Annotated in this window: 14 protein-coding genes; 2 read left to right on the top strand and 12 right to left on the bottom strand. The window is 70.8% G+C overall.

The annotated features are described in order from the left end of the window. Positions 1–124: 124 nt before the first annotated feature. The 7 genes from QQ657_RS36555 to QQ657_RS36525 all read right to left on the bottom strand — a co-directional run bounded on the left by QQ657_RS36555 (position 125) and on the right by QQ657_RS36525 (position 10,731). Positions 125–2,872, bottom strand: a complete 2,748-nt coding sequence (locus tag QQ657_RS36555; protein WP_284746890.1) for an AfsR/SARP family transcriptional regulator — start codon at positions 2,870–2,872, stop codon at positions 125–127. A gap of 397 nt (positions 2,873–3,269) precedes the next feature. Then, positions 3,270–4,172, bottom strand: a complete 903-nt coding sequence (thpD, locus tag QQ657_RS36550; protein WP_284746889.1) for an ectoine hydroxylase — start codon at positions 4,170–4,172, stop codon at positions 3,270–3,272. A gap of 39 nt (positions 4,173–4,211) precedes the next feature. Next, entirely contained in the window at positions 4,212–4,598 is a 387-nt protein-coding gene (locus tag QQ657_RS36545; protein ID WP_284746888.1) for an ectoine synthase, read from the bottom strand. 11 nt (positions 4,599–4,609) lie between these two features. Next, entirely contained in the window at positions 4,610–5,863 is a 1,254-nt protein-coding gene (ectB, locus tag QQ657_RS36540; RefSeq protein ID WP_284746887.1) for a diaminobutyrate--2-oxoglutarate transaminase, read from the bottom strand. Between the two features lie 15 nt (positions 5,864–5,878). Continuing rightward, positions 5,879–6,388, bottom strand: a complete 510-nt coding sequence (ectA, locus tag QQ657_RS36535) for a diaminobutyrate acetyltransferase (RefSeq protein WP_284746886.1) — start codon at positions 6,386–6,388, stop codon at positions 5,879–5,881. 298 nt (positions 6,389–6,686) lie between these two features. Beyond that, positions 6,687–9,641, bottom strand: coding sequence for a patatin-like protein (locus QQ657_RS36530; RefSeq protein WP_284746885.1), 2,955 nt, complete (start codon positions 9,639–9,641; stop codon positions 6,687–6,689). Positions 9,642–9,744: 103 nt separating this feature from the next. Further along, positions 9,745–10,731 carry a zinc-dependent alcohol dehydrogenase family protein gene (locus tag QQ657_RS36525; RefSeq protein WP_284746884.1) on the bottom strand — a complete coding sequence of 329 codons (987 nt, stop codon included), beginning with the start codon at positions 10,729–10,731 and terminating at the stop codon, positions 9,745–9,747. Between the two features lie 115 nt (positions 10,732–10,846). Here QQ657_RS36525 and QQ657_RS36520 point away from each other — a divergent pair, with 115 nt between their 5' ends. Further along, positions 10,847–11,203: a winged helix-turn-helix transcriptional regulator gene (locus QQ657_RS36520; RefSeq protein WP_284746883.1), complete on the top strand. Its 357-nt coding sequence runs from the start codon at positions 10,847–10,849 to the stop codon at positions 11,201–11,203. Here QQ657_RS36520 and QQ657_RS36515 read toward each other — a convergent pair. Together QQ657_RS36515 and QQ657_RS36510 are read right to left on the bottom strand one after the other, a co-directional pair. Next, positions 11,200–12,435: a DUF445 domain-containing protein gene (locus QQ657_RS36515; RefSeq protein ID WP_284746882.1), complete on the bottom strand. Its 1,236-nt coding sequence runs from the start codon at positions 12,433–12,435 to the stop codon at positions 11,200–11,202. The two genes, QQ657_RS36520 and QQ657_RS36515, sit on opposite strands and share 4 nt — an antisense overlap. Positions 12,436–12,438: 3 nt before the next feature. Beyond that, positions 12,439–13,230: an Abi-alpha family protein gene (locus tag QQ657_RS36510; protein ID WP_284746881.1), complete on the bottom strand. Its 792-nt coding sequence runs from the start codon at positions 13,228–13,230 to the stop codon at positions 12,439–12,441. Positions 13,231–13,312: 82 nt separating this feature from the next. Between QQ657_RS36510 and QQ657_RS36505 the strand changes: the two genes are divergently transcribed. Next, the gene (locus tag QQ657_RS36505; RefSeq protein WP_284746880.1) at positions 13,313–14,146 is read left to right on the top strand and encodes a maleylpyruvate isomerase family mycothiol-dependent enzyme; all 834 of its coding nucleotides are present in this window, start codon (positions 13,313–13,315) and stop codon (positions 14,144–14,146) included. 51 nt (positions 14,147–14,197) lie between these two features. On the opposite strand, the gene QQ657_RS36500 is transcribed toward QQ657_RS36505, so the two are convergent. The 3 genes from QQ657_RS36500 to QQ657_RS36490 form a co-directional block, all read right to left on the bottom strand. Beyond that, positions 14,198–14,524, bottom strand: coding sequence for a hypothetical protein (locus tag QQ657_RS36500; RefSeq protein WP_284746879.1), 327 nt, complete (start codon positions 14,522–14,524; stop codon positions 14,198–14,200). A 102-nt stretch (positions 14,525–14,626) separates the two neighbouring features. Next, positions 14,627–15,061: a LapA family protein gene (locus QQ657_RS36495; protein ID WP_284746878.1), complete on the bottom strand. Its 435-nt coding sequence runs from the start codon at positions 15,059–15,061 to the stop codon at positions 14,627–14,629. A 46-nt stretch (positions 15,062–15,107) separates the two neighbouring features. Beyond that, positions 15,108–16,247 carry a dipeptidase gene (locus tag QQ657_RS36490; protein ID WP_284746877.1) on the bottom strand — a complete coding sequence of 380 codons (1,140 nt, stop codon included), beginning with the start codon at positions 16,245–16,247 and terminating at the stop codon, positions 15,108–15,110. Positions 16,248–16,264 lie beyond the last annotated feature (17 nt).

Below are 16,264 nucleotides of genomic sequence, written 5' to 3'. Positions count from 1 at the left end.
CGCCGCCCGGAGGCACTAAGAATCCACTAAGGATTCACCGTCGGAGCCGGGGTCGTGATCCATTCGCAACCGGAATTCTCGCCATGAATGCGGATCATCGCCGAAAAGTTGTCGCGCGAAATCTTCACTGCAGTTCGGCGAGCTCGGTCCGCACCTCACCGACCAGCTTCGGATGCACCCGCTCGTAAATACGCACGGACAACGCCAACTGCTCCCGCGCGCTGTCGAGATCACCGCGCGCCCGCAGCACCCGGCCCAGCGTCAGCCGCAGCCCGCCTTCACGCGCTGCGAACTCTCGGCTGATCGCCAGGTCGATCGCTTCCCAGACGTACCGCTCCGCCGCCGCCAGGTCGCCGGCGCGGAGGCTGAGCTCGGCCAGCTTGTCCAGGGAGACGACCACGCGGTCGTCGTCGCCGAGGGCGCGGTCGATCGCCAGCCCCGCGAGCTGGTGGGCGATCGCGTCGGGCAGGCGGCCCGCTCGCTTTTCCGCCTGCGCGCAGCTGCTGAGCGCCTGGCCGCGCTGCGTGATGTCCGGGGCCTGCGCGATCGCCCGCGTCAGCCGGTCGATGGCCTTCTCGTGCTCGCCGCGCCGGCTCAAGGCGCGGCCCAAGTTCAGGTCGGCCGCCGTGGTCAGCGCCGCGTCCGGCACTCGCGCGGACAGCTCCAGCGCCCGCTCGGCGTCGGCCAGGCCGGCGCCCGGCAGCTCGAACGTCAGCGCGATCTCGCACCGCGCGAGCCGCAGCCAGCACTGCCCGGCGACGTCGCCCGCGGCTTCGGCGGCGGCGACGCCGAGGTCGGCCATCCGCGTCCACTCGTCCAGCAGCGGGCACGCGACGCGGTAGGTGTGGCCCAGCAGCGCCAGCCGCCAGACGTCGTCGTGGCGGCCCGCGGCGTACGCGGCGTCCAGCGCCGCGAGCAGGTTCGGCCACTCGGTCGCGAACCAGTCCTGCGCCTCGGCGAAGCCGACGAGCGGCGGCATCGCCTCGTCGGTGAGCACGCCGGTGAAGTCGAGCGGGTCGACGATGTGGGCGAGCCTGCGCCGCGCCCGGTCGGCCACCACTTGGTAGTAGCGGACCGTCCAGCCGATCGCCTCGTCGCGTTCCTTCTCGTCGAGCTCCTGCTCCGCGAGCTCCCGCAGGTAGAGCCAGACGAGGTCGTGCGGGGCGAAGACGTCCCGGGCGGTCTCGGCGATCAGGTTGTGCGCGGCCAGCGCGCGCAGCCGCCGCCGGGCCTCGACGACCGGGATCTGCGCCACCGCGGCCATCAGGTGCGGCCCGACCATCACCCCAGGCACCGCGCCGAGCTGCAGGAACGTCTCGGCGATCTCGCCGGGCAGGCCGCGGAACGAGACGTCGAAGGCGGCGCGCACGCCCTCTTCGGCGCCGTCGATCTGCAACCCGGCCAGCCGGGTGCGCTCGTTGCCGAGCTCGTCGACCAGCTCTTCGGCGGTGCGCTGGGCGCTCGCCGAAAGCCGCGCGCCCGCGATCCGCAGCGCCAGCGGGAGGTAGCCGCAGAGCCGCGCGAGGGCGGGGTTGAGGTCGGCCGGGCCGGCGAGCTCCTCGATGAGCCGGACGGCGTCGTCCGGCGCGAGCGTGCCGAGCACGCGCTGCTTGGCCGCGTTCGACACGGCCAGCCCGTCGAGGCGCGACCGGCTGGTCACCACGGTCATCGTCCGCGCGCTCGGCGGCAGCAGCGGGCGCACCTGCTCGGCGGTGCGGGCGTCGTCGAGCAGCACGAGCATCCGCCGCCCGGCGATCAGCGACCGGTACAGCGCGACGCGTTCGTGCAGCAGCTCCGGGATCTTCGCGGTCTCGACGCCGAGGCCGAGCAGGAACTGCGTCAGCAGCTCGGCGGGCTCCAGTGGCGGGTGGTGCGGGTCGAAGCCGCGCAGCGACGCGAACAGGACGCCGTCCGGGAACCGCGCCGCGACCCGGTGCGCCCACCACACGACCAGGGAGCTCTTGCCGACGCCGGCGGTCCCGGTGACGATCGCGATCGTCGTTTCGCCGGCCTCGGCGCGGGTGATCAGGCTGTCGAGCCAGGCCAGCTCGTCGGCGCGCCCGGCCAGGCTCGGCACCGCGGCGGGCAGCTGCGAGATCGGCTTGGCCGGGTCCTCGGCCGCGGCCGGGACGACGGAGGTGCGCACCGGGAGGTCGTCGTTGAGCACGCGCTCGTGCAGCCAGCGCAGCTCGGCGCCGGGCTCGACGCCCAGGGTGCCGAGGGTGGCGCGCGAGACGGTCCGGTACAGCTCGAGCGCGTCCCCGCGGCGCCCCGCGTGGTACAGCGCCCGCATGAGCTGGCCGGCGGTCCGCTCGGCGAGGGGATCGGCGCGGACGATCGGGCTCAGCTCGACGATCAGCGCGGCGTGCCGGCCGAGGTCGAGATCGGCGTCGACGCGGGCGCCGTGCACGGCGAGGCGCAGGTCCTCCAGCTCCGGCGCCTGCAACGAGTCGGGCACGCCGCCCAGCGCCGGGCCCTGCCAGAGCGCGAGCGCTTCGGCCAGCAGCCCGGCGGCGACCTCCGGAGTGGCCAGCGACGCGCGGTCCAGCAGGGTGCGAGCCCGGTGGACGTCGATCCGGTCGGGCTCGACGGCCAGGCGGTAGCCCGGCGGGGTGGTCAGGATGCTGGGCCCGTCGATGTCCCGGAGGATCCGCCGCAGGTGGGAGACGTTGCCGTGGACTATGGTCCGGGCGGTCGCGGGCGGATCGTGGCCCCAGAGGGCGTCGATGATCTCGTCGAGCCCGACGACCTTGCCGGGCTTGAGCGCGAGCAGGGCGAGCAGGCCGCGGACGCCGGGGCCGCCGATCGGGACGGCGACCTCGCCGTCGAAGAGCTGGACGGGCCCGAGCAGCTGGAACCGGGGTTCGGCCATGCTCGCGCCCACCTCCCCGGGGTCTCCCTCGCCGCGAAATCAACCTACCGTGGTGACGGGTTGTCGAGCAGGGCCGGTACCAGGAGTTTTGACCGTTCTGCGGATTCCGCAGCGCCGAGCGGGACGGGATGCGACATCCGCTGGAGAACCGTCACCCCGGACGTGCCACGACCCCGTACCGGCGGTCCCGAGCCGCTGGTACGGGGTCGTGGTGGAACTCCCGGCCGGGCCGCCAGGGGGCGCGGTCCGCCCGTCCGTCACCACCGGCGACCGGGCGGGCGAGCTCACCCCGAGCGAAGCACCCGACGGTCGTCAGCGAAGACGTCTGTTGCGCGAGCCACACGCCCGCGCGGTGGCGACACGGTAACAAAGCGCACCGGGTCGGTCACCGCCGGGCTCAGCGCGAGATCGGGGTCGAGTCGCGGCCGGCGATGAACGCGGGCCGCGGGGCGCCCGCCGCGAACGGCTCCTGCAACGCGTTGTCCACGCTGTTGAACACCAGGAAGATGTTCGAGCGCGGGTACGGGGTGATGTTGTTGCCGGAGCCGTGCATGAGGTTCGAGTCGAACCACAGCGCCGAGCCCGCCTGGCCGGTGAACTGGTCGATGCCGTGCTCGGCCGCCATCTTCGTGATGTCGTCCTCGCTCGGCACGCCCACCCGCTGGTCCTTGAGCGACGCCTTGTAGTTCTCGTCCGGCGTCTCGCCGGCGCACTGGACGAACGTCCGGTGCGAGCCCGGCATGATCATCAGGCCGCCGTTGAACGGGTAGTTGTCCGTGAGCGCGATGGAGCAGCTGACCGCGCGCGGCGACGGCATGCCGTCCTCCGCGTGCCAGGTTTCGAAGTCCGAGTGCCAGTAGAACCCGGTGCCCTTGAACCCCGGCATGTAGTTGACGCGGCTCTGGTGCACGTACACCTCGGAGCCGAGCAGCTGCCGGGCCCGGTCCAGCACGCGCGGGTCACGCACCAGCTCGGCGATCAGGTCCGAGATCTCGTGGACGTCGAAGATCGACCGGACTTCACCGGTCTTCGCCTCGGTGATGACGCGCTCGTCCCCGGCCAGCTCCTGGTCGGCGGACAGCCGCACCAGCTCCTGCCAGTACGTCTGGACCTCGCCGACGGAGAGCGTGTCCTCGACCACGGTGTAGCCCTTGGTCTCGTGGTTGGCCAGGGTGGCGGCGTCGATCGGGCCGTCGGCCTCGGTACCCCACACCGTGGGGTGCACGCGCGGCAGCTGGGCCGGCGTACCGGTGATCCGGGTCGGGTAACCGTCGTCGACCCGGGTGTCCATCAGCGTCACGGGCTTGGCCTCCTGTTTCCTCTCCCGTTTTCCCTGTCATTATTCGGTGATCAGCGGGTACACGCCGTTCTCGTCGTGGACCTCGCGGCCGGTCACCGGGGGGTTGAACACGCACACGCACTTGATCTCGGTCTTCGGCCGGACCTGGTGCTTGTCGTGGTCGTTGAGCAGGTACAGCGTCCCCGGCTCGAGCTGGTGCACCTCACCGGTGGCGAGGTCTTCGATCTCGCCCTCGCCGGAGGTGATGAACACCGCCTCGATGTGGTTGGCGTACCAGAAGTCGTTGACGGTCCCCGCGTACAGCGTGGTCTCGTGCACCGAGAAGCCGACGCCCTCCTTGGCCAGGATGATGCGCTTGCTGCGCCAGTTCGGGGTCTTGATGTCGGCGTCGGTGTCGGTCACCTCGTCGAGGGTGCGGACGAGCACGTCGTACTCCTTTACTTCTTCAGGACGGCCTTGATGGACTCGTCGATGATCGACAAGCCCTGCGTCAGCTCGTCGTCGGTCAGGGTGAGCGGCGGCAGGAGCTTCATGACTTCGCCGTCGGGGCCGGAGGTTTCCATCAGCAGGCCGCGCGCGAACGCTTCCGCGCAGACGCGGCCGGCGAGGTCGCCGTTCTCGAACTCCAGGCCGCGCGCGAGGCCACGGCCCTTGGCGACGAGGTTCGCGTCCGGGTAGGCCTCGACGATGCCGGAGAACGCGGCGGCGATGCGCTCGCCCTTCGCCTTGGTCGACTTCTCGAGCTCGTCGTCGCTCCAGTAGACGTCGATCGCCTCGGTCGCGGTGACGAACGCGGGGCTGATGCCGCGGAAGGTGCCGTTGTGCTCGCCCGGCTCCCAGACGTCGAGCTCCGGCTTGATCAGCGTCAGCGCCATCGGGATGCCGTAGCCGCCGATGGACTTCGACAGGCAGACGATGTCCGGCTTAATTCCGGCTTCCTCGAAGCTGAAGAACGGCCCGGTGCGGCCGCAGCCCATCTGGACGTCGTCGAGGATCAGCAGGATGTTGTGGCGCTTGCAGAGGTCGTCGAGACCCTTCAGCCACTCCAGGCGCGCGGCGTTGATGCCGCCCTCGCCCTGCACGCCCTCGACGATCACGGCGGCCGGCTCGTTGAGCCCGCTGCCCGAGTCCTCCAGGAGCTTCTCGAAGTAGAGGAAGTCCGGCATGGCGCCGTCGAAGTACGCGTCGTACGGCATCGGGGTGGCGTGCACCAGCGGGACGCCGGCGCCGCCGCGCTTCATCGAGTTGCCGGTGACCGACAGCGCGCCCAGCGTCATGCCGTGGAACGCGTTGGTGAAGTTGATGACCGACTCCTTGCCGGTCACCTTGCGCGCCAGCTTCAGCGCGGCCTCGACGGCGTTCGCGCCACCCGGACCCGGGAACACGACCTTGTAGTTCAGGTCGCGCGGGTCGAGGATCTTGTCGCGGAAGGTCTGCAGGAAGTCGCGCTTGGCCACGGTGAACATGTCGAGCGCGTGCGTGACGCCGTCACGCTGGATGTAGTCGATCAGCGCCTGCTTGAGCGCCGGGTTGTTGTGCCCGTAGTTCAGCGCGCCGGCACCGGCGAAGAAGTCCAGGTAGGACTTTCCGCTCTCGTCGTAGAGATGGCTGCCCTGGGCGCGGTCGAACACGACCGGCCAGCCGCGGCTGTAGCTGCGGACCTCGGATTCGAGCTCTTCGAAGATGCTCATGACGTTTCTTTTCTCCTACTCGCCCGGATCTTTGCGTGCTGTGAGCGGACCGATGCGGTAAAGCTCTTCGGGGAGGTGCCCGGCTTCGGGGAAATCCTCGCCACCGAACAGCACACTCGTTTCCACCGCGGCGTTCCAGCGCTTCGCGAACGACGTGAACAGCCGGATGGACGCTTCGTTGTCCGGGGTGATGGTGGTCTCGAGGTAACGCACCCCGTCGGCGACGAGCCGCGTGTACAGCGCGTCCAGCAGCGTGCCGGCCAGGCCCTTTCCCCGCTGCGACGCGTCGACCGCGACCTGCCAGACGAACCCCACGTCGGGTTCTTCCGCCCGGCGGTAGCCGGTCACGAATCCGACCGCCTTGCCGTCCTCACGCGCGACCACCGATGTCCCGGCGAAATCGCGGCACCACAGCATGTATGCGTACGGCGAGTTGAGATCGAGCTTGGCGGAATCGCGCGCGATTCGCCACAGCTGCGCGCCGTCCGCCTTGGTCGGCGATTCGATCAAGTGCGTTACGGACATACTCAGGAAACGTAACAGAGAATTTTCGACCTGCCAGCGACGCAGCTCACCGACCCCGCAATGACCTGGGGCGACGCGGAGTACCCGGTGAGGAGTCCCACAAACATGTTTGAAGTGGACGGTTCCGGGGCATACGCGCGGCTGGGTCGCGCACCCGTGGCTCGCGACCTACCCGCACCCTGAACCTTCGAGGCCGTGATCGCAAGGCGACGGGCCGTATTCCGCACGAGTCCGCACGAGCGGCGCTCTCTCCCGGACGTCTCGCGCTCAGGAGGCCGGCCGACGACGGATCGTCCGGTCAGGCGCGACGCCGGTGCCGCAGCCGGCGCCAGGCCCCGCTGACCGGCATCACCACGGCAGGCAGGATCAGCAGGCCGGACACCACGAGCCACCACACCGCGCCTTCGCCGCGCCGCCAGCCGGCCACGACGCTGCCCAGCCAGCCGAAGAACGGCTGCGCGATCGGCGGCAGGAACGCCGCCAGCAGCAGCGCCGCCACGACCAGCACACCCAGGGCCGCGAACACCCGGCGTGCGGTGCGGCCCATCGTCAGCAGCGCGGTCGCGAGGTAGATGACCGCGCCGGCCAGCACCGGGAGGCCGATCCACTGCAGGATCGCGCCGCCGCTGTCACCGATCACCAGGCCGGCCAGCAACGCCAGCACGCCCGCCGCGAGCGAGCCCGGGGTGCCGAGCTTGGACGCGCTTTGGGTGACCTTCGCCGTGCTGCGCGCGACCGTCCGCAGGATGCCCGCGACCGTCGTCGGCCAGCCGCCGGGCAAGCGGAACGCCACCACCCCCGCGTTGACCGTCGCGGCGCCGAGCTTGACCAGCGTCCGCGTCAGCTGTGCCGTGCCCTGCTCGCCCGCGAGCTTCTCCGCCGACACCTGACACGCCTGGAACACGCGCTGGGCGGCGGCCGCGTCGGCGATCGGCTGCGCGGCCCGGGCGCGGAACCCGGCCGAGGCCGCGCCGCTGCAGCCGCTCACCTTGACGTCGGCGGCCGCCTGCTTCGCGACGACCGGCAGCTCCTCCGCGGCGATCTCCGCCTGGCGGGTGCGGGCCAGCACCATCGCCGTCACCGGCATGCTGACCGGCCGCTCGGCGGCGAAGTCGACGGTGCCGAGCTTCGAGTCCAGCCCGAGGAACGCCAGCTCGGCGTCGAGCTGGCCGGTCAGCTCCCCCACCTCGGCGGGCTCGGCGTTGTCGTCGCGGTCGGGTACGCGCCACATCGGCGTCAGCGCGGCTTTGAGCTCTTCCCGGAACGCGTCCGCGCCGACGAGGTCGCGCAGGGTCTCCAGCCGCCGCGGGTCGAGCAGGCACTGCACCAGCCAGCCGGCGCCGTCGACGCGGCCCCACATCCAGTCGCTGGCCCGCCACGACGACTTGTAGAACGCGCCGAAGTAGTCGGCCTGCATCCCGGTCAGCTTGTCTCCCGACCGGCGGCGCTTCAGGTCCAGCAGCGTCCGCGAATCGGCGCTGACCTGCACGAGCTCGACCCGCTGGTCGACCGACGGCGCCTGCGCGAGCAGCCCCCGCGTCGCGACGTGCAGGCCGAGCAGCCGCGCTTGGACGACCTCGTCGCCGCCGTCGGGCAGGGCCAGCCAGTCGAGCAGCGTCTTGACCGTGCCGGGGGTTTCTTCGCTCAGGGTCCGCAACACGGGCGTCGCGGCCCGGAGCGCCGTCACGACCATCGGCCAGGCCTGCGCGACGTCGTCCGAGCGGCCGAGCCCGGCCCACTCCTCGGCGAGCTCGCGGAGCCAGGTTTCGAGGGTGCTGCTCGCGCCGGGTCCGTCGTGCGCGGCCACCCACTGCTCGAGCCGCGTGCCCCGGGCGGACTTCTTCCGCGCCGCGTGCAGTCCCGCCCGCGCGTCGTTGAGCTCCTTCGCCTGCGCGGGGTCGGGGCCGAGCCGGAACCCGGCGTTGATCAGCTGCAGCCCGGTCGCCACGGCGTCGTCGAGCGCGCTCGTGCGGTACGCGACGAGGTCCGCCACGGACACGCCGGCCGACGGCGGCTCGGGCGGGATGCCGCTGCTCAGCCCGGCCACGGCGACCGCGCGCAGCTGCTGCGACATCCCCGAGGCCCACTCCCGGTCCTCGGTGTCCACATCGGACAGTGCGTACCGGCGGGTGGCGACGCGCACCAGCTCGGCCGCGTCCTCGGCCGTCCGCCGCTCCAGGTACGCGGTGGCGATCCCCTGGTCGACCAGGCACTCCGGCCCGCCGCGCAGGCCCAGCGCCGCCAGCGAGACGCGGGTGTCGCGGGTCCGGACGACGGCGTCGTTGTGCCGGGTCAGGTCTTCCAGCTCGGCGCTGATCGACTGGCTCATCACCGTCGAGACGACCTTGCTCATCGCACTCGACAGCAACGGCGGGTTCGCGGCGTCGCAGGCGATCTCGGTCGCCTCCCGTTCGCCGGTCGGCACGACGTAGAGCAGCAACCGCCGGACGTCCGCGTGCGACGGGCGTTCGAAGATCTCCCGCAGCGCCGGCCGCAGCGGCTTGTTGAGCAGCACCCCGCCGTCGGTGAGCCAATGAGAGCGGGTCAGGTCGGTGTAGGCGGTCATGTCGGGGTGCAGCTCGTCGGCGGCGGCGTCACCGATCGGCATCCGCGACAGCTCGAAGGCGCCCGGGAACGACGCCGTCGAGCGCGCGGCGAGCGCCAGCGGGCCCTGCACGCCTTGCGTCCACAGTGGACCGTCGAACCGGAAGAGCATGCGGTGTTCGGTGTCCCGCACGAGGTTCCCGAGCGCGTCGTCGAACCGGGTGGTCTCGCCGTCGATCATGGTGCCGGTGAGCAGCACGGTGACGTCCGGCGGCTCGGCGGGCGCGGAGCCGGCGTCGGAGATCCGGTGCAGCGCCCGCTCGAAGTCGGCGAGCAGCACGCGATCGCCGTCGAGGATCGACCGCGGCTGCGCCTCGGCCGGGTCGCGGACGAGGTTCTCCAGCGAGCCGACCTCGATCCAGGTGTCCCGCAGCACCTCCGGCGTGGAGCCGAAGGCCTCGGCCAGGCCGAGACAGGCGGCGTTGACCCCGCCGGCGCTGGTCCCGGTGAGGACGTCGATGGACACCTTGGCCCGCAGGAGGTCGAGCAGCTTCCGGTAGAGCCCGGGCCCGGCGTCGCCCCGCGACTCGCGCAGCAGCTGCGACGTCTCGGTGGCGACGCCGCCCATCCAGATGGCGAGGCTGGAGCCGCCGACCATCGTCATCGCCAGGCGGATCTCCTGCTGCCAAGGTTCGGCTGCTTGAGGCATGAGGCTCCCCCGCCCGTCGTCGTCCTGCCGCAGAGTAGAGGCGCAAGGTAAGCGCAGGGATACGTCCGGGTGTACGGCCGTTCGGGTGGACTTGCTCGCCCGCTCAGCCGTCCACGGTGACCACCACCTTGCCGAACTGGGCGTTCGCCTCGAGGTAGCGGTGCGACTCGGCGATGTCGGCGAGGTCGAACGTCCGGTCCACGCGTGGCCGGAAGGTGCCCGCGCGCACGCCCGCGCGGATGAAGTGCTCCGCCCGGGCCAGGCGCCCGGGGTCCAGGGTCAGGTCGAACGCGTTGAACAGCCGCATGGTCGGCACGAACCACAGCGGGAACGGGGTCTCCTTGGCGTCGAGCGCGCCGTAGACGACGAGCGTCCCGCCTTTCGCCGTGGCTTCGGCCAGCTTGCGCACGCCCTCCCCGGCGACGGCGTCGAAGACGAACTCCGCGCCGCGCCCGCCGGTGATTTCCGTTGTCCGCACGGCGATGTCTTCGTCGTCGGTGACGATCACGTGCGCGGCGCCGGCGTCCAGGAGCCGCTGTTTCTTCGCCGCGGTGCGCGTGGCGGCGATGGGGACGGCACCGATGTGGTTGGCGACGTCGATCGTGGCGAGCCCGACGCTGCTCGAAGCGGCGGTGATCAGCACGAAGTCACCGGGGCGCACGTGGCCTTCGTCGACGATCGCGCCGTACGCGGTGAGAAACGGTCCCCACAGGGCGACGGTTTCGGTGGCGTCGAGGCCTTCGGGACGGCTCAGCACGGCGGCCGCGGGCACGATCGCCGCCTCGCCGTAGACGCCGTAGTCCCGCATCGAGAAGCCCGCGATGGTGCTGACCGCGTCGCCGGCTTCGAAGTTCGTGACGCCCTCACCGAGGGCTTCGACGATCCCGGAGGCCGAGTAGCCGAGCTTGGCCGGGAACTCGCCCGGACGCTCGAAATAGGCGCCCGAGCGGAACATCGCCTCGGCCCGGTTGAGCCCGATCGCCTCGACCCGCAGCCGCAGCTCACCGGGCCCCGGCTCACCCAGGTCGGTGTCCACGAGCCGCAGCACTTCCGGTCCGCCTTCCGCCGCGAACCGAACTGTCTTCGTCATTCCTGGTTCCTTTCTCCGAGGTGCCGGAATCGATCGTGGACCGGATGCGTTTCCGCTGGAAGACGGCACTTTTCTGGTACGACGGCACACGTCTGTTACGAATGAGGTCACGGCGATGGACAACACCGAAACTCCCCCGGCCGACATGTGCTCGCTGCGCGAGGTCCTGGACCTGGTGGGTGACAAGTGGGCGATCCGGGTCCTGGTCCAGCTCGGCGACGGGCCCCGGCGGTTCAGCGAACTGGAGCGCGCTCTGACGGGCGTGTCACGGCGGATGCTGTCGTTGACACTGCGCGGGCTGGAGCGCAACGGGCTGGTGACGCGGAAGGTCTACCCGGAGGTTCCGCCGCGGGTGGAGTACACGATGACGCCGCACGCGGCCGAGCTGGACGAGCCGCTCCACGCGCTCTCGGCGTGGGCGGCGAAGCACCGCGAGAAAGTCGGTGCGGCGAGGCTCGCGTACGACTCCTAAGCCGCCAGGTGCTCCAGCAGCAGCACCTGGCCCTCACCGACCGCGAACCCCAACACCGCGCCCGTAGCGATCAAGATCCACTCGTCCTGCTCGAAAGCCGGCCGGAGCAAGCGCTCGAACTCGTGCGGGGACAGCTCCTTCATCTTCGACACCAGCACGTTCCGGATGTCCATCGCGTCCGTCGCGTAGTCCTCGATGTAGCGCATCGTCTCCGGGAGGCGCCCCATGATCTGCTCCGCGATCGACAGCTTCATGTCCTGGTACTTGCGGCTGCCCACCGCGAACACCAGCAGCGGCTTCGCGACGCTTCCGAGCTCCCGGTCGAGCTGACGCTGGATCAACGCCAGGACCCGGTCCGACAGCGGCCCCTGCAGGATCGCCTCGATGACGTTGTGCGGGGTGATGATCTCCTTGGCGATCAGCGACCCGTACGCCTCCGCGACCTCCGCGCGCCGCTTGAGGAACAGGCCCTGCCACTGCACTCCGAAGTACCGCCGCGGCTCGATCGGGTAGAAGATCATCCGCAGCGCCAGCCAGTCGGTGAACCAGCCGGTGAACAGGCCGAACAGCGGCATGATCAGCGGGAACTTGAACAGGATCCAGGCCACCATCTGGATCACGCCGATCGCGCCGCCGAACACGAGACCCGACCGCGCGATGAACTTGAACTCCTTCGCGCCCGCCTCCTGGAAGATGCGGTTCAGCAGGCGCTTGTCCTTGACCAGGCTGGTGACCACCATGCCCTTGAGGTCGAACACACTGTCCACATCGGACTTGATCAGGTCGAGCACGGCCTCGACCATCCGCGGCGACTCGTGCTGGACGCGCTCGATCACCAGCCGCTGGACCCGCACCGGCAGCGACTCCCACAGCCCCGGCTGGTAGTGCGCTGCCACCTCGCGGACGATGTCCTCGACGCCCGCGAGCAGCGGTTTCTCGATCTCCTGGGCGATCCGGGAAGCGTCGAGGCGCGCGACGACCTCGGCCGGCTTGATCAGCTGCTCGGTCATCGTGTCGCAGGCGATGCTCGCCATCCGCGCCGCGCGCTTGGGCACGATGCCCTGCCAGCCCAGGAACGGCTTGACGCCGATGAACTCCACCGGCTGGAACATCATCCGGATCGCGACGAGCTTGGTGCCGTAGCCGATCAGCGCGGCGACGATCGGGATCGAGACGTAGAGGGGCCAGTGCTGCGCGAAGTCGGCGACGATGCCGGCGAGGAACGACCCCATCCGCTAACCGAAGCTCGGGTCGCAGGCCTGCCAGAACTCCGCGCCGAGACGCGAAACATGGATCGTCCGTTTGACGAACTTCGCGCGTTTGACGTGCTTCTCCGCGTCGCGCACCGTCTCGTCCGTCATCAGGATTTCGTACTGCGTCTCCAGCGACGGCACCTCTTCGTCGAGGTCGACCAGGCCGAGCCCGATCAGCCGGGTGACGTAGCCGGGCACCTGGTCGGGCAGCGACACCCCGGCCGCCTTGCCGACCGTCGACGCGTTGCGCAGCACGAGCCGGCCGGCGCCGCCCAGGCCGGTGCGCTCGGCGACGTCGATCGTGGGGAACGGCGAGCCGTCCGACAGCGCCGACAGGATGCGCGCCTCGTCGGGTGTCAGCTGCCGCAGGATGATCGCGTAGAAGTACTCGCGGGCCCGTTCGCGGCCGAAGCCGATGGAGTGGTTGAGCAGCTCGGCCATCGCGGCGCGCAGCGGCTCGGCGTGGTTGTCGCGCGCCGGCACGATGGTGACCGTGGCTTCGACCTTGCCGGGCACCGCCGGGCGGTTCATCGCGGACGCCGCCGTCAGCGCCGCGTGGTAGGGGTCGTCGACCTCGTCGAGGCGGCGGCGCAGCTCGGCCAGCAGCTGACGCTCGACCTGCCGCACCCCGCGTTCGGCGGTCTCGACGCCGGGGAGCCTGCGGCCGAGCGCGAACCCGGTGCGCGCGGCCCAGCCCGCCAGCTGCCCGGCGCGCCGGGCCAGGTCGGCCACCTCGTCGCCGGTGCCCCGGCCGTTCGGTCGCTCTGCGTTCACGCGTCGACTCCCCTCTGCTTCCGCGCTGATGCTACCTGCGGGTAGGCCGAACGGTGGTGTGACGACCGGCATTATGTGCGGCATGAGTCCGACGCGCTGGGGCCCGCCGATCGACGTCCTCCCGTACTTCTCCAAGGAGGAACAGGCGCTGATGACGCTGCTCGGCGCGCTGACCGACGAGGATTGGCAGCGCCCGACCAGGTGCGCGGGCTGGAGCGTCAAGGACGTCGCCGCTCACCTGCTGGGCGACAAGGTCGGCCGGCTGTCCCGGAGCCGCGACGGGCACACGGCCGAAGCCCCCCGTCCGGGTGAGTCCTTCCCCCGCTTCATCGACCGGATCAACGAAGAGTGGGTTGTCGCCTGCCGCCGGCTCTCGACGGACGTCCTGCTCACGATGATGTACGAGTTCATGGGCCAGACCACCGAGTACTGGGCGAAGCTGGACCTCGACGCCCTCGGCGAGCCCGTGACCTGGGCGGGCGTCGAACCGGCGCCGCGCTGGCTCGACGCGGCCCGCGACTATTCGGAGTTCTGGGTCCACCACGTGCAGATCCGCGAAGCGCTGGAGCACACGCCGCTGGAGGCCGAGTACGCCGAGCCGATCGCGGACACGTTCGTCCGCGCGCTGCCGCACACCCTGCGCGACGTCGAGGCGCGCGTCGGCAAGCAAGTGGGGTACACGGTCACCGGCGCCGGCAAGTGGTACGCCCGCCGCGAGCGCGACGGCTGGGTCCTCGACCGGGGCGCGCCGCCGTCCCGCACGCCACTGGCCACCGTGGCGACGGACCTGGACACGTTCTGGCGGCTCTGTACCCGCAACGCGAAACCCGCCGACGTGGCCGACCGGATCAAGACGACCGGCGAGGAAGACGTTTTCTCGGCGGTTCTCGGAATGACGTCCGTCATTGTTTCCTGAAAAGAGGCGTTCCCCACGGAATCCGCGGGGAACGCCTCTTCCACCGATGGATCAGTAGACGCGCGAGTTGTACCACGCGCTGTTCACGCGCACGTTGCACTCCGCGCTGATCGTTCTCTGGGCGCCGGCGTTGAGCACGACCCAGCTGGTGTGGTGGTCGGCGTTGAGCGGCCCGACCCCGCAGTTGTAGCCGAGCCGGACCCAGCTCTTCTGCGTGCCACCCGTGCAGTCCGCCCAGGCCGCGGTGTTCGCGTAGTGCGCGCTGCAGGTCGCCAGGCTCTTGAGGGCGGGCGCGGCCGACGCCTCCGCGGTGGCGAGCACGGTCCCGGCCGCGAGCAGGGCTGCGGCCGCCGTCACGATCACCGAAATACGACGCATTCTGGTTCCTCCTTGAATTTCGTCCCTCGGTCCGTACCGGCGATTTTCGTTCGTCGACGAGTTCGCTGTCACGGTGCTGAGAACGAGGTCGAAAAGGAGTGGTCAGCGGCGGCGGGCCTGCTTGCGCAACTGCAGGATCCGGGCCCCGCCGATCAGCGCGACCAGTACCGCGCCGCCGATGGCCGAGAACAGCATCGCGATGGCCAGCGGCAGGCTGCCTTCCGCGCCGAAGAAGTGCACCGTCGCCGGGTCGAGGTTCTGCAGGATGAAGACCAGCAGCACCACCAGCACGACGAGGCCCGCGATGACCGCGACCCAGGTGCCGCTGATCCGCGTCGGCCGGGCCCGCTTCTTGGTGGCCGCACCGGTCCGGGCCGGCGCCGGGCGCACCGGCGTGACCTCCTCGACGCCGGGCCGCACGTCGCCCGCACGCAGTTCGGCGGGCTCGAGGGCGCCCTCGGGCACCTCGTTCCCGGGCAGTTCGTGGTTGGTCGGGCCGGTGGGGTGGCCGGCCGCGTCCCCGCGCGCGTGCGTCATGTGCTCAGTGTCCGTCCTGCACGCGGGGAGCGCTCTGTCAAACCCCCTAACGGGCGAAGCCGTCGACCTCGCGCAACACGCGGAGCGTGTTCTTCCCGGCCAGCTTCGCGCAGTCCTCGTCACTCCAGCCGCGCTCGAGCAGCGCCGCGAACAGCACCGGGTACTTGGACGTGTCCTCCAAGCCCTCCGGCAGCGTGCCGACGCCGTCGTAGTCGCCGCCGAGGCCGATGTGGTCGATCCCGGCGACCTCGCGGGCGTGCTCGACGTGCGCGACGACGTCGTCGACGGTGGCCTTCGGCTTGACCGGGCCGTCCCACTCCTTCACGAACTCCCCGCGCTGGGCCAGGTTCCGGTACTCCTTGCCGGCGGCCCCCATCGCGGCCTTCAGCTCGTGGTCCCACGCCGTCACCTTCGGCGAGATGAACGCCGGCACGAACGTGGTCATCGCGACGCCGCCGTTGCCGGGCAGCAGCGCGAGGACGTCGTCCGGGATGTTGCGCGGGTGGTCGTTCACCGCGAGGCAGGAGGAGTGGCTGAAGATCACCGGCGCCGAGCTGACCTCGATCGCCGCCCGCATCGTCGACGGCGCGACGTGCGAGAGGTCGACCATCATCCCGATCTTGTTCATCTCACGCACGACGTCGCGGCCGAACTCGGTGAGCCCGCCGTGGGCCGGCTCGTCGGTGCCCGAGTCCGCCCAGGTGGTGTTGAAGTTGTGCGTCAGCGTCATGTACCGGACGCCGAGCCGGCGCAGGATCCGCAGCACGCCCAGCGACTCGGCGATGCTGTGCCCGCCCTCGGCACCGAGCAGCGACGCGATCCGGCCGTCGGCGAACGCGGCCTCGGCCTCGTCCGCGGTGTCGGCCAGCCGGAGCCGGTCGGGGTAGCGCTCGGCCAGCTGGTGGACGACCTCGATCTGCTCGAGGACGGCGGTGACGGCACTGTGGCCTTCGAACTCGCAGGGCACGTACACCGACCAGAACTGCATCCCGAGCTTCCCGTCGGCGAGCTTCGGGAAGTCGGTGTGCAGCGCCGGCTGCCGGACGGTCAGGTCGAGCGACGCGGCCGCCTCGACCGGGTTCGGGCCGCCGTGCTGCCGCAGCTCCCACGGCAGGTCGTTGTGCCCGTCGGCCAGGATGACGCCGTCCAGCAGTTTCGTAGCACGCTGTAGTGCCTCGTTAGTCATCGCCCGATCGTAGGGCG

This window comes from Amycolatopsis ponsaeliensis (assembly GCF_030182635.1).
Classification (GTDB): Bacteria; Actinomycetota; Actinomycetes; order Mycobacteriales; family Pseudonocardiaceae; genus Amycolatopsis; species Amycolatopsis ponsaeliensis.
Note: the sequence above shows the minus strand (reverse complement) of the source record. Positions and strands in the feature narration are given on the sequence as shown.

What these genes read in the sequence shown, in the direction of transcription:
- QQ657_RS36520 (WP_284746883.1), top strand. Translation starts at nt 10,847, where the DNA reads ATGGACAACACCGAAACTCCCCCGGCCGACATGTGCTCGCTGCGCGAG.
- ectB (WP_284746887.1), bottom strand. Translation starts at nt 5,863, where the DNA reads ATGAGCATCTTCGAAGAGCTCGAATCCGAGGTCCGCAGCTACAGCCGC.
- ectA (WP_284746886.1), bottom strand. Translation starts at nt 6,388, where the DNA reads ATGTCCGTAACGCACTTGATCGAATCGCCGACCAAGGCGGACGGCGCG.
- QQ657_RS36555 (WP_284746890.1), bottom strand. Translation starts at nt 2,872, where the DNA reads ATGGCCGAACCCCGGTTCCAGCTGCTCGGGCCCGTCCAGCTCTTCGAC.
- QQ657_RS36495 (WP_284746878.1), bottom strand. Translation starts at nt 15,061, where the DNA reads ATGACGCACGCGCGCGGGGACGCGGCCGGCCACCCCACCGGCCCGACC.
- QQ657_RS36525 (WP_284746884.1), bottom strand. Translation starts at nt 10,731, where the DNA reads ATGACGAAGACAGTTCGGTTCGCGGCGGAAGGCGGACCGGAAGTGCTG.
- QQ657_RS36490 (WP_284746877.1), bottom strand. Translation starts at nt 16,247, where the DNA reads ATGACTAACGAGGCACTACAGCGTGCTACGAAACTGCTGGACGGCGTC.
- QQ657_RS36515 (WP_284746882.1), bottom strand. Translation starts at nt 12,435, where the DNA reads ATGGGGTCGTTCCTCGCCGGCATCGTCGCCGACTTCGCGCAGCACTGG.
- QQ657_RS36505 (WP_284746880.1), top strand. Translation starts at nt 13,313, where the DNA reads ATGAGTCCGACGCGCTGGGGCCCGCCGATCGACGTCCTCCCGTACTTC.
- QQ657_RS36530 (WP_284746885.1), bottom strand. Translation starts at nt 9,641, where the DNA reads ATGCCTCAAGCAGCCGAACCTTGGCAGCAGGAGATCCGCCTGGCGATG.
- QQ657_RS36500 (WP_284746879.1), bottom strand. Translation starts at nt 14,524, where the DNA reads ATGCGTCGTATTTCGGTGATCGTGACGGCGGCCGCAGCCCTGCTCGCG.